The organism is Agarivorans sp. D1326, assembly GCF_056958115.1.
This window is the reverse complement of record NZ_JBTWEN010000002.1, coordinates 213,363-225,032: the sequence shown is the minus strand read 5'-3', so window position 1 is coordinate 225,032 and position 11,670 is coordinate 213,363. Positions and strand designations below refer to the sequence as shown.

Sequence of the window (11,670 nt, the reverse complement as noted above, 5' to 3'; positions counted from 1 at the left end):
GGTTTACAAGCTGAAAAATGCTAGGTAATATGCGCCCCGTTGCTGCGGAGGGGTGGCAGAGTGGTCGAATGCACCGGTCTTGAAAACCGGCAAGGGTTAATAGCCCTTCGAGAGTTCAAATCTCTCCTCCTCCGCCATTATTCAGAAAAACGCCAGCATTACGCTGGCGTTTTTCGTTTCTGCACTACCTCGCATCCAATGTGGATAAATTGCCAGTTTATTGCGCAAACTGCCAATAATCTCAGTTCTACTCTAAACTTATATCGCTTAAGCCTTTAAATTATTATCCTGATGGGATATAAAGTTTGCTGCGCAGACGATGCAAGGTCTGGCAACCCGCCCAATTAGTAGATTGATGTTTTAGTTACAGCGGAGAAAACGCTTGATAAACGTATTTCTGGTTGACGATCATGAGCTAGTGCGTACAGGGATCCGTCGCATTTTAGAAGACGTTCGAGGATTTAAAGTGGTTGGTGAAGCCGAGAGCGGAGAGAAAGCCGTTCAATGGTGCAGAAGCAACCAAGCCAACGTAATCTTAATGGATATGAATATGCCTGGAATTGGTGGCTTAGAGGCTACCCGCAAGATTTTGCGTTACGATCCAGATGCTAAGATTATCGTGTTAACTATTCATACTGAAAACCCATTTCCTACCAAGGTAATGCAAGCAGGCGCATGTGGTTACTTAACCAAAAGTGCCGGCCCAGATGAAATGCTACAAGCTATTCGTGCGGTTAACGTAGGGCAGCGTTATCTGTCACCCGAGATCGCTCAGCAAATGGCTTTGAGTCAGTTTAATCCGGCAGAAGACAATCCATTTCAAAGCTTATCTGAACGAGAGTTGCAGATAATGCTAATGATTACCAAAGGCGAAAAGGTTACCGATATTTCTGACCAGCTCAGCCTAAGCCCCAAAACGGTCAATTCTTACCGTTACCGCTTGTTTAGCAAGTTGAACATTAGCGGTGATGTAGAGTTAACTCATTTAGCCATTCGCCACGGCATGATAGACACAGACAAGCTGTAATTTTGCTCGAAGATAGCGCTCCATTTGATAGTAAGGCATTTCTAAGCCAAGTCACCGAAGCTAGCGGCATATACATGATGTATAACGCCGCTAATGAAGTAATCTATGTAGGTAAAGCTAAATCGCTAAAAAAGCGTTTAAGCAGCTATTTTCGTAAAAACGTAGATAGCAATAAAACCCGCGCGCTGGTTTCAAACATCGCCAAGGTTGAGGTCACGGTTACCCACACCGAAACCGAAGCGCTGATTCTTGAACACAACCTGATCAAAAAACACCTGCCTAAATACAATGTGTTGCTGCGTGACGATAAGTCTTATCCCTACATTTTACTTAGTAAACACAAGCATCCGCGGATATCGATGCACCGCGGCGCTAAACGCAATAAAGGTGATTACTTTGGCCCTTACCCTAATGGCAATGCGGTAAGAGAAAGCCTGCATCTGATGCAGAAATTGTTTCCTATTCGCCAGTGTAGCGATAGTGAATATGCCAATCGGCAACGTCCTTGTTTGCAATATCAACTTAAGCGTTGTTCCGGCCCATGTGTGAATTTGATTAGTGATGAGGACTACCAGCAACAAGTAGACCTTGCCAGCATGTTCCTAAAAGGCAAAAGCCAACAGGTAATTAATCAACTAGCCGAAAAAATGACCAAGGCTAGCGATAGCTTAGATTTTGAAGCCGCCGCGGGTTTTAGAGACCAAATTCAAGCTTTACGTAAGGTTCAAGAGCAACAGTTTGTGAGTGGCAATACCGAGCATAGTGACGTATTGGGTTTTGCTTTTAGAAATGGCATTGCCGTTATCCATTTGCTGCTGATCCGTGATGGCCAAGTACTCGGTAGTCGTTCGTATTACCCTAAAGTGCCTAAACAGGCTGATTTACCTGAAGTACTGCGCAGCTTTGTGATGCAGTATTACCTGTCTGAACAACGTAAGGGCAACCAACCCAATGAAGTGCTGTTGCCTGATATCGAAGGCGATTGGCCAGAGATAGAAGCAGCAATCGAAAGTGAACTTGATTGCAAAGTGAAGCTTTCTCAACCTAAACGTGGAGAGAAGCTTCGGTTTGTTGCGTTAGCAAATACCAATGCAGAAAATGCCCTGTTAACCAAACTAAACCAAGAAGCCACCATTCATCATCGCGTCACTGAACTTGAAGCGCTGCTCAAACAAGAACAGCCAATTAAACGCATGGAATGTTTTGATATCAGCCATACCCAAGGCGAGCGCACGGTGGCTTCATGCGTGGTGTTTGATAGGCAAGGGCCAAACAAATCTGAGTATCGTCGCTTTAACATCGACGGCATTACCGGTGGCGATGACTATGCCGCAATGGCGCAGGCATTAACTCGTCGTTACCAAAAGGCCCAGTTAGCTGAAAAGATCCCCGATGTATTGTTTATTGATGGTGGTAAAGGGCAGCTATCTGCAGCTTTTGCTAGCATTGAGCCACTAAATCTAGATCCCATGCCTTTGTTGGTGGGAGTCGCTAAAGGCACAACCCGCAAACCAGGCTTAGAGACACTGCTGATTGGTAAAGCGATGACAGAAATTCACTTACCTAGTGATTCCGCTGCATTGCATCTTATTCAACATATTCGAGACGAAAGCCATCGCTTTGCGATAACCGGTCATCGTAATCGCCGAGACAAAGCGCGCAAGACTAGTGTGTTGGAAGATATTGATGGAGTAGGAGCAAAACGGCGTCAAGCATTACTAACGCATTTAGGTGGAATGCAACAGCTCAAAAGCGCTAGTGTTGACGAAATTAAAAAAGTTCCCGGAATTAGCCCTACTTTAGCGCAAAAAATTTATGATTCGTTGCATCACTAGGCAAGATTAGGCAACATAGCGGCAGTAGTTTTATAAATGAAAAATAATGATAAATATTCCAAATATACTAACCGCGTTTAGAATTGTATTAATTCCGTTTTTCTTAATAGCTTTTTACCTTCCCGTAGAGTGGGGCATGTTGGCCGCTGCATTTATCTTTGGCTTAGCGGCTGCTACAGATTATTTAGATGGATACTTAGCGCGACGCCTAGGGCAAACCACACCTTTTGGTGCATTTCTCGATCCAGTGGCCGATAAGGCTATGGTAGTTGCAGCCTTAGTGGTATTGGTAGAGCATTATCAGACTTTTTGGATTACTGTTCCCGCGGTTATCATGATATCCCGCGAAATTATTATTTCCGCGCTACGAGAGTGGATGGCAGAACTTGGTAAGCGTTCAAGCGTTGCGGTATCTTGGATAGGAAAATATAAAACAGCTGCTCAAATGGCAGCTATTACCGGCTTAACCGCACAAATAGACCCTTTAGTTACACAAGGCAGTTACGTACTATTTTATGTGGCAACTGTTCTTACGCTTTGGTCAATGGTGAGTTATTTAATGCTGGCATGGCCAGAATTAAAGCAAAATGATTAATAAATCGTAGCTTTAGCCTAAAAATCCAACGAACAGTAAGAAACTTATTAAAAGACAGTTGACGTAAAGATTTAGGTCGCTAAAATGCACAGCACATTCGGCGGCAACGCTGAAGTGTTAAAGGCGAGTTACTTAGGTAATAAGCAAAAAGCAGCACTAGCTCAGAGTGGATATAAAAAGTAGCGCAACCTAAGTTGTCTATTAATTCATACTAGCAAGTAAAGCAGATGAAGCGGCACTAGCTCAGTTGGTAGAGCGCAACCTTGCCAAGGTTGAGGTCATCGGTTCGAACCCGATGTGCCGCTCCAATTTAACACACATAGTATGGCGGGTTGGCAGAGTGGCTATGCAGCGGATTGCAAATCCGTGGACCTCGGTTCGACTCCGGGACCCGCCTCCATACTATAAATTTGTGTCGCCCGGGTGGTGAAATTGGTAGACACAAGGGATTTAAAATCCCTCGTCTGAAAGGACGTGCCGGTTCAAGTCCGGCCCCGGGCACCAACTCTTCTATCCATTCTATATTCCAAGCTTCCCAAGTTTTTCCTCATCTTGTCAGCTACTGTCATCGTTGCAATTAATCAGCGCATCAAATCATTTGTTTATCGATATCTGTTTTACTTTGGTCGTGTGCAAAGGCTGCTTATTTTTGCTGTGTGATTACAGGAATGGTGTGAAAAGGCAGCGCCTAGATCGCTTTTTAAGCACTTGAATCAACTCCCTTAAAAAATCCGTTGACTCATTTCTGTAATACGTTAAAGTACAACTCGTTTTCAGGGGCTAGCTCCTAGTTAACAGCAAAACGTGTCGCCCGGGTGGTGAAATTGGTAGACACAAGGGATTTAAAATCCCTCGTCTGAAAGGACGTGCCGGTTCAAGTCCGGCCCCGGGCACCAATTTGTTTAAAGAATAAAGCGGCACTAGCTCAGTGTGAGTATAAAGAGTAGCGCAACCTAGTTGTTAGCTCACTTGCACTAAATAGTGATAAAGAATAAAGCGGCACTAGCTCAGTTGGTAGAGCGCAACCTTGCCAAGGTTGAGGTCATCGGTTCGAACCCGATGTGCCGCTCCAAAATTTGTAACGCTGTTTGGCGGGTTGGCAGAGTGGCTATGCAGCGGATTGCAAATCCGTGGACCTCGGTTCGACTCCGGGACCCGCCTCCATTACAAAGAAGAGTTTTGCCCGGGTGGTGAAATTGGTAGACACAAGGGATTTAAAATCCCTCGTCTGAAAGGACGTGCCGGTTCAAGTCCGGCCCCGGGCACCAATTAAAAAAGCCAGTAGCTAACGCTACTGGCTTTTTTGTTTGAACAAAACTAATGCACTTAATTGATCAGCCATACTGCTAGAAAAATTGGCGGCATGTGAATTCACATGCCGCATTGCCTTGCTCTATTCATAGAGTTACTTAGCTTGGCTTAAAGTTGATACTTATTAACTATCTGCTGCAGCTTATCTACTTCTTGTCCAATGCTGCCACTGGCTTGGCTCGCTTCATCTGCAAGAAGCAGTGCAGCATTGGCACCATCAGATATTTGTACAATATTGAGTTCCACTTCGTCCATTACTTTACTTTGCTCTTCAATCGCGCTGGCGATGTTTGTGTTCAAATCAACAACTTCGTCTACACGTTGAGTAATATTGGTAAAAGAGCCACCGGCTTCTTCGGCTTGTTCAACACCGCTAAGTGCGCGGCTGCTAGCATTTGCCATGGCATTAACTGAACTCGACGATCCAGATTGTAAACCTTCAATCATTTTCTGAATTTCATCGGTTGAGGTTTGGGTTCTATTGGCAAGGGTTCTCACTTCATCAGCAACAACCGCAAAGCCACGACCTTGTTCTCCGGCCCGAGCCGCTTCAATAGCTGCGTTTAATGCTAAAAGATTGGTTTGTTCAGCGATGTTTCTAATGACATCGATAACTCCACCTATTGCGCTTGTTTGCTCTTGTAGCTGATTGAGTGAGGTAGAGGTGGTAAGTACTTCTTCATTTATTAAACCAATCGTTGAAATGGTTTCGCTGACAATCGTTTGACCATTAACAACTGCTTGTTGGGAGGCTAGGGTAGAGTCTGCAGCTTTATTCGCATCTTCAGCCATGTTGTTAACAGTGGCATTCATCTCAGCAACTGCAGTAGCTACTTGCTGCGTTTCTAGTTGTTGCTGATTAATTGCATCTCTCACCTCTTGCGATTTTCCATCAATTTGTTGGGTAGCAATTAACATTTCTTCGGAGCCGCTTTTAACTTGTTCTAACAACGATCGTAAGGCTTCTAAGGTGGTTTTATAGTCATGGGCAATGTCAGCAAGTTCGTCAGAACCATATACCGTTAAATCTTGGCTTAGATCGCCTTGATTAACCCTACCTGCTACATAGCGAATTTGTTTTACGGTGCGTCTAATGGATAGATAAGCACCAATCATGAAATAGCAACATACTAGTAGCACCCCGAGTAGGGCAAACAGCATCACGGCTCGTTTTTGTTCTGCACTGGCTTTACGCTTACCTAACCCTTCGCCAAAGTAGCTAAGCGAGGCAGCGGTAAAATCTTCGATTTGACTTAAGCTGTTATTCGCAAGCTGAAAAACAGTATCGGTATTGGTTTTAACTTGTTGGTCTTTAAGAATTTCATCGCGAATCAAATTAACTATTTGCTTTATGCTTTCGGTAGTTTGCTGGGCTTGTTTACCCAGTTTAGTTTCAAACTGTTTATCGTAAGATACCAGTTGTGCCAAGGCTTTATCCATATCATTAAGCACTTCGATGGCATTATCGGTTCTAAACTGAAGATCAGCATTACCCTCAGCGTCGAGAATGCCAAAGTCAGCAATGTCGCCTCCTTTATCTCTTAGCCTAGCTATGTTGCTTTGTAATATAGGTAAACGGGCGGTAGCTATGTCTATTAGGTAATAACTGCTGACTTCAGGATCTCTAGTTAATCCACTATTCGCGGCTACGCTATAGGTGATGGCTCTAATTTGTCTAAGAAAGGCTTCATGTTCTATGAGCAGCTTACCTAAAGAACTTTTACTTTCTGCTAGGGCCTGCCAGCTCTGTTGAGCTTGCTCCATCGACGTTTTATTATCGCCAGAAAGTTGCGAGCTTAGTTGTTGCAGAGTGCTATTTAAATCTTGCTGAATAGAGCTGAGTTCATCTTTGTCGTAATCTGCGCCCATCGTTCTTAGCGTGTTTAGATGCTGGTGCCTCACTACCGAGTTGGAGATACCGGGCAGTTGGTTAACAATCTCATATCCTGCTAACTCATTCCCGGTAAATGTTATTTCTTTATTCATGGTGAGGATTATTGACCCAAAACCATAAACGATTGGCATTAAAAACAAGCAAGTCCACATTATGAACTTGTATTTAAAACCTACTCTGTCACTTAAATAAACGGCAGGGGAAAAAATACTACTCATGCATAACTCCTTTTTGCTGAGTGCCAATCAAGAACGCTTAATTCATCACGCTAATGTAATTAGTTATTCGAGTATAAATATAAAAAATCAAATAGGTATAGCTAAAAGCAATAAGTGATTTACTTAAGGCTCGCTAGTTTCACTTGTTAACTTAAGTTGTTGATGAATATAAGCCTTTGAAGCATCGCGGTAGATTGCTCGTTGCTTATCTTTATATTGTAGCCACAATATTGTTTTCTTCTCACATGTCATAACACGCCCTTGTTTTATTAAGTTTTGGTGCAAAAATCACATGTTTGCACCGTTATGGTGCCTTTGGGTGGCAATTACTGGGGCTTCATTTAGTGATTTATACCTAGATAGAGGGATGCGTTAGCGTTGGCATATCCATTGCTACCTAATACTTGCGACATGAGAGATGTATGGCTCTGCCTCATCAAGAGCCGCTTAAAATTTGCAATAGACATCTAGGGTTCCGGCTGCAACGCAGTGTCTGGACCGAGAGTTGTCAACCTCATAGAGGTTACACGGAGGGATAAAAGCCCGGGAGATGACAATAAATACGTCTCTCATGTTTTTATTTTAAAGTGCATAACCACATTGAGGTGACCATGATAAATCTAATTAAATCTCCACTCCGTACCCTGGCAGTAGCAGCCACCATCGTTAGCGCAAGTGCGCTTAGTGTTGTATCTGCCCAAGCCGCCGATAAACCTACTTATAAACTCGCTTGGACTATCTATGTTGGTTGGATGCCGTGGGACTATGGTGCAGCCTCAGGCATTGTTGATAAGTGGGCCGACAAATACGATATCAATATCGAAGTAGTGCAGGTGAACGACTACATCGAGTCAATTAACCAATACACCGCCGGTGGCTTTGATGCCACAGTAATGACCAACATGGACGCACTAACTATTCCTGCAGCCAGTGGCGTGGATTCAACAGCGCTAATTGTTGGCGACTTCTCAAATGGTAACGATGGTGTAGTACTTAAAGGTGATAAAAGCCTTGCTGACATAAAAGGCGAAAAAGTTAACTTAGTAGAGTTAAGTGTTTCGCATTATTTGTTAGCTCGCGCCTTAGAGTCAGTAGACTTAAAAGAGCGTGATATCAAAGTTGAAAACACCTCCGACGCCGATCTAGTTGCTGCATTCACTACCAAAGATGTAACAGCTGTTACCACTTGGAATCCGCTACTCAGCGAGATTGTGGCAATGCCAGATACCAACATGGTGTTCGACTCATCTAAGATCCCAGGTGAGATCATCGACTTGCTAGTAGTTAATACCGATACGCTTAAGCAAGATCCTAAGCTAGGTAAAGCTTTAACTGGCGCTTGGTACGAGATTATGGCCACTATGTCGGGTGATGATGAATCAGCAATGAAAGCTCGTGCATTTATGGCTGAAGCCTCAGGTACCGATTTGGCCGGTTACGATGCGCAATTGGCGTCTACAAAAATGTTCTACCAACCTCAAGAAGCTGTTGATTTTACCAATAGCGCAACCCTAAAAAGCACCATGGCAAAAGTAGCCGAGTTTTCGCACCATCACGGTTTGTTAGGTGAAGGCGCACCTGATGCTAGCTTTATCGGCATCGAAACTCCATCAGGTGTTTATGGCGATTCAAGTAACGTAAAACTTCGCTTTACAGCCGAGTACATGGATATGGCTGCCGAAGGCAAACTATAAGGCTCTGCCTATGACTCGCATAATTAATAAAAAACCTAGCCGCTTCGTGCGGCTGATGTTGGGCCTACTACCGTTTTTGCTGCTAATTGCTTTATACATGGCTGCATCACAGGCGCGTTTAGCAGACAATCCAAACGATAAGTTATTGCCTGCTATGTCGAGTTTTGTGGAAGCAATTAACCGCATGGCGTTTGAGCCTAGCAAACGCAGCGGTGAGTACTTAATGCTGGCAGATACGCTTGCTAGCTTAACTCGCTTGGCACTTGGGGTGGGGATCAGCGCCTTAGTGGCCTTAATGGTGGGTGTTGCTAATGGCATGGTGCCATTTGTACGTGCACCTTTATCGCCATTGGTTACTGCCATCTCGCTCATTCCACCCATGGCAATTTTGCCTATCTTGTTCATTGTGTTTGGCTTGGGGGAGTTATCTAAAGTGATGCTGATCATCATTGGGATCTGCCCAATTATGATTAGAGACCTGCAGCTGCGCACCGATGCGTTGCCTAATGAACAGATCTTAAAAGCGCAAACTTTAGGTGCGTCTAGCTGGCAAACCATTATTGCAGTAGTTATTCCGCAAATTCTGCCAAAGCTAATCGAAGCGGTTCGTTTAACCTTGGGCAGTGCTTGGCTATTTTTGATTGCTGCAGAGGCAATTGCTGCCACAGAGGGCTTGGGTTATCGCATCTTCCTTATTCGCCGTTATTTGGCGATGGACGTAATTTTACCTTACGTGCTGTGGATTAGTGTATTGGCCTTTGTAATGGATTGGCTGCTGCGCAAGTTGTCGGTGCATGCTTTTTCTTGGTATCACAAAACACAAGGAGACGCATAATGAGCACTCCAATCATTCAAGCCATAGACGTTTGGAAAGAGTACGGCGACAACGTAGTGCTAGAGCGCTTAAACCTAAGTGTTGAAGAAGGCGAGTTTGTTAGCATTGTAGGCGCCTCTGGCTGCGGTAAATCTACTTTTCTCAACTTGCTATTGGGAAATGAAACTGCCAGCCGTGGCAAGCTTTTGTTAAATGGCGAACCGTTACCTAATGAACCAGGGCCAGAGCGTGGCATTGTGTTTCAAAAGTACTCCGTGTTTCCCCACTTAACGGCTGTACAAAACGTTATGCTAAGTGATGTATTTGCTAAAGCGCCAGTGCTTGCGAGTCTATTTGGTAAAGCCAAGCAACAGGCTTACAGCCAAGCAATGGCAATGTTAGATAAAGTAGGTTTAACAGAAGCCGCGCATAAATACCCGACTGAGATGTCTGGCGGTATGCAGCAACGCTTGGCAATTGCTCAAGCCTTGATGAAAAAGCCAAAGATATTGCTACTAGACGAACCCTTTGGCGCGCTTGACCCCGGCATTCGTAAAGACATGCACAAGCTAGTTCATCAGTTGTGGCAAGAGCACAAACTTACCATTTTTATGATTACCCACGATCTCTCAGAAGGTTTTAGCTTAGGCAACCGCCTATGGGTGTTTGACAAGCATCGTCATGATGCACAGCACCCCGAGCGCTTTGGCGCGCAAGTCACCTTCGATATTCCTATTAGCAAAGACAGCGATGCTGCTCGCTTTAGTGAAGAGATGAAGCCGATTATTGATAAGTCGGTGGCCTAATAAGGACAATCTATGAACTCTACTATTTCCCAAGAACCTATTTATCAAGAAGTGATAAATGGTGCCGCGCATTGGTCGGTCACTGTACCTGCAGGTAAAACCTTGCGTTTTACCAACCCAGAAGGGGCTTCTAACGTGAGCCTATTGTTTTATAACCCGAAGGATTTGTTAGAGCGTTATAACGCGCCCGATACCCTTAAATGTCAGCACACCTTTAAACTAACCAAAGGTAATTGTTTGTATTCCGATATGGGGCGAGTGTTTTGCTCGATTACCCGTGACGATACCGGCTGGATAGACAGCGTAGGTGGCTTAGCAAACAAACAAAAGGTCGCCGAGAAATGGGGCGAGCGCAGCTATCAAACTCAAGGTAACTTGTGGCTACAAAATGGCTACGACGCCATGCTGGTTGAATTAGCTAAATATGGTTTAGGCAAGCGAGATATGGCAGCTAACATTAACCTGTTTAGTAAAGTAGCCGCCGATGCAGAAGGCAATTTGCAGTTTGAGCAAAACGCCAGTAAAGCAGGAGATGTTATCGAACTGCGTTTTGAAATGGACACCTTAGTGCTGATGACAACTTGCCCACATCCAATGAACCCTGCTAGTGAATATCCCAACCATGGTGTTGAAGTTGCGATGGTGGAAGCTGATCCCGTGAGCGAAGACGACTACTGTCGAAACTTTAGACCAGAGAATGGTCGTGGCTTCGAAAATACCGAACGCTACCGCTGTGTTAGCCAAGCTAGCACTTGTTGTGAAGCTTAGTTGTAAGCGCTAAACAAGGAATAATATTCATGATCAAAGAAAGTGATTTACAAGCAGAACAAGCCAGCCAGCGAGAAGTGGTTCCAGCTGGAGACTACTACATGCAGGAGCTAAAAGCGGGTCAAACGCTGCGAATTTTGGACTTAGAAGGTAACCAAGCTGCAGACACATTGTTTTATAGTGCAGCCGATCCCAGCGAGCGATACAGTGCAATGGATACCATTCGTGAACAAGGCAATGTTTACTTAACCGCTGGCACAAAGCTGTTATCCAACCTAGGTCGCGAAATGCTCACCATTACTGCCGATACCTGTGGTCGCCACGATACCTTAGGCGGCGCCTGTGCCACCGAAAGCAACACAGTGCGTTATTCTCTGGATAAAAAATGCATGCACGCTTGTCGTGATAGTTGGTTGTTAGCGGTTGCCGAGAACGAACAGTACGGCTTAACCAAGCGCGACATTACCCACAACATTAACTTCTTTATGAACGTGCCAATTACCGCAGCCGGTGGTTTAACCTTTGAAGACGGCATTAGCGGTGCTGGAAAATATGTAGAAATGCGCGCCGAGATGGACGTGATTGTTCTAATGTCTAACTGCCCGCAGTTAAACAACCCTTGTAATGGCTACAACCCAACCCCAGTAGAAATGTTGATTTGGGATGCAGCTTAAGCACAAGTAATAACTCTTTAGATTAAGGCTAGGG

At 44.6% G+C, this 11,670-nt stretch carries 9 protein-coding genes, 8 tRNA genes and 1 riboswitch; of the genes, 16 read left to right on the top strand and 1 reads right to left on the bottom strand.

Features of this window, described 5'->3' with window-relative positions; all coding sequences use genetic code 11:
* Positions 1 to 46: 46 nt before the first annotated feature.
* From ACYFDN_RS04895 to ACYFDN_RS04845, 11 genes are all read left to right on the top strand, one after another.
* Positions 47 to 137 (top strand) — tRNA-Ser (locus ACYFDN_RS04895).
* 245 nt (positions 138 to 382) lie between these two features.
* Positions 383 to 1,027: a UvrY/SirA/GacA family response regulator transcription factor gene (gene uvrY / locus ACYFDN_RS04890; protein WP_016401014.1), complete on the top strand. Its 645-nt coding sequence runs from the start codon at positions 383 to 385 to the stop codon at positions 1,025 to 1,027.
* Between the two features lie 2 nt (positions 1,028 to 1,029).
* Positions 1,030 to 2,862 carry an excinuclease ABC subunit UvrC gene (gene uvrC / locus ACYFDN_RS04885; RefSeq protein WP_483510163.1) on the top strand — a complete coding sequence of 611 codons (1,833 nt, stop codon included), beginning with the start codon at positions 1,030 to 1,032 and terminating at the stop codon, positions 2,860 to 2,862.
* 43 nt (positions 2,863 to 2,905) lie between these two features.
* Positions 2,906 to 3,457 (top strand): CDP-diacylglycerol--glycerol-3-phosphate 3-phosphatidyltransferase, encoded by a 552-nt coding sequence (gene pgsA, locus ACYFDN_RS04880; RefSeq protein WP_483510476.1) that lies wholly within the window; start codon positions 2,906 to 2,908, stop codon positions 3,455 to 3,457.
* A gap of 232 nt (positions 3,458 to 3,689) precedes the next feature.
* Positions 3,690 to 3,765, top strand: a tRNA-Gly gene (locus ACYFDN_RS04875).
* 18 nt (positions 3,766 to 3,783) lie between these two features.
* Positions 3,784 to 3,857: transfer RNA gene (locus ACYFDN_RS04870), tRNA-Cys, on the top strand.
* A 17-nt stretch (positions 3,858 to 3,874) separates the two neighbouring features.
* Positions 3,875 to 3,961 (top strand) — tRNA-Leu (locus tag ACYFDN_RS04865).
* Positions 3,962 to 4,266: 305 nt separating this feature from the next.
* Positions 4,267 to 4,353, top strand: a tRNA-Leu gene (locus tag ACYFDN_RS04860).
* Between the two features lie 100 nt (positions 4,354 to 4,453).
* Positions 4,454 to 4,529 (top strand) — tRNA-Gly (locus ACYFDN_RS04855).
* A gap of 18 nt (positions 4,530 to 4,547) precedes the next feature.
* Positions 4,548 to 4,621: transfer RNA gene (locus tag ACYFDN_RS04850), tRNA-Cys, on the top strand.
* A 17-nt stretch (positions 4,622 to 4,638) separates the two neighbouring features.
* Positions 4,639 to 4,725: transfer RNA gene (locus ACYFDN_RS04845), tRNA-Leu, on the top strand.
* 151 nt (positions 4,726 to 4,876) lie between these two features.
* Here ACYFDN_RS04845 and ACYFDN_RS04840 read toward each other — a convergent pair.
* Positions 4,877 to 6,880: a methyl-accepting chemotaxis protein gene (locus ACYFDN_RS04840; RefSeq protein WP_483510162.1), complete on the bottom strand. Its 2,004-nt coding sequence runs from the start codon at positions 6,878 to 6,880 to the stop codon at positions 4,877 to 4,879.
* Positions 6,881 to 7,336: 456 nt separating this feature from the next.
* Positions 7,337 to 7,432, top strand: a riboswitch (guanidine-I (ykkC/yxkD leader).
* A gap of 59 nt (positions 7,433 to 7,491) precedes the next feature.
* Between ACYFDN_RS04840 and ACYFDN_RS04835 the strand changes: the two genes are divergently transcribed.
* The 5 genes from ACYFDN_RS04835 to ACYFDN_RS04815 are packed head-to-tail and all read left to right on the top strand — an operon-like array spanning position 7,492 to position 11,636.
* Positions 7,492 to 8,574 (top strand): putative urea ABC transporter substrate-binding protein, encoded by a 1,083-nt coding sequence (locus ACYFDN_RS04835; RefSeq protein ID WP_483510161.1) that lies wholly within the window; start codon positions 7,492 to 7,494, stop codon positions 8,572 to 8,574.
* 10 nt (positions 8,575 to 8,584) lie between these two features.
* Positions 8,585 to 9,409, top strand: coding sequence for an ABC transporter permease (locus tag ACYFDN_RS04830; protein WP_040307480.1), 825 nt, complete (start codon positions 8,585 to 8,587; stop codon positions 9,407 to 9,409).
* Positions 9,409 to 10,194 (top strand): ABC transporter ATP-binding protein, encoded by a 786-nt coding sequence (locus ACYFDN_RS04825; protein WP_016403083.1) that lies wholly within the window; start codon positions 9,409 to 9,411, stop codon positions 10,192 to 10,194. The genes ACYFDN_RS04830 and ACYFDN_RS04825 overlap by 1 nt, the downstream gene beginning before the upstream one ends.
* A gap of 12 nt (positions 10,195 to 10,206) precedes the next feature.
* Complete coding sequence (locus ACYFDN_RS04820; RefSeq protein ID WP_472590851.1) at positions 10,207 to 10,962, top strand: urea amidolyase associated protein UAAP1; 756 nt, start codon at positions 10,207 to 10,209, stop codon at positions 10,960 to 10,962.
* A 29-nt stretch (positions 10,963 to 10,991) separates the two neighbouring features.
* A complete protein-coding gene (locus ACYFDN_RS04815; protein ID WP_221076999.1) occupies positions 10,992 to 11,636 on the top strand; it encodes an urea amidolyase associated protein UAAP2 in 645 nt (214 codons plus the stop codon).
* Positions 11,637 to 11,670: the final 34 nt, after the last annotated feature.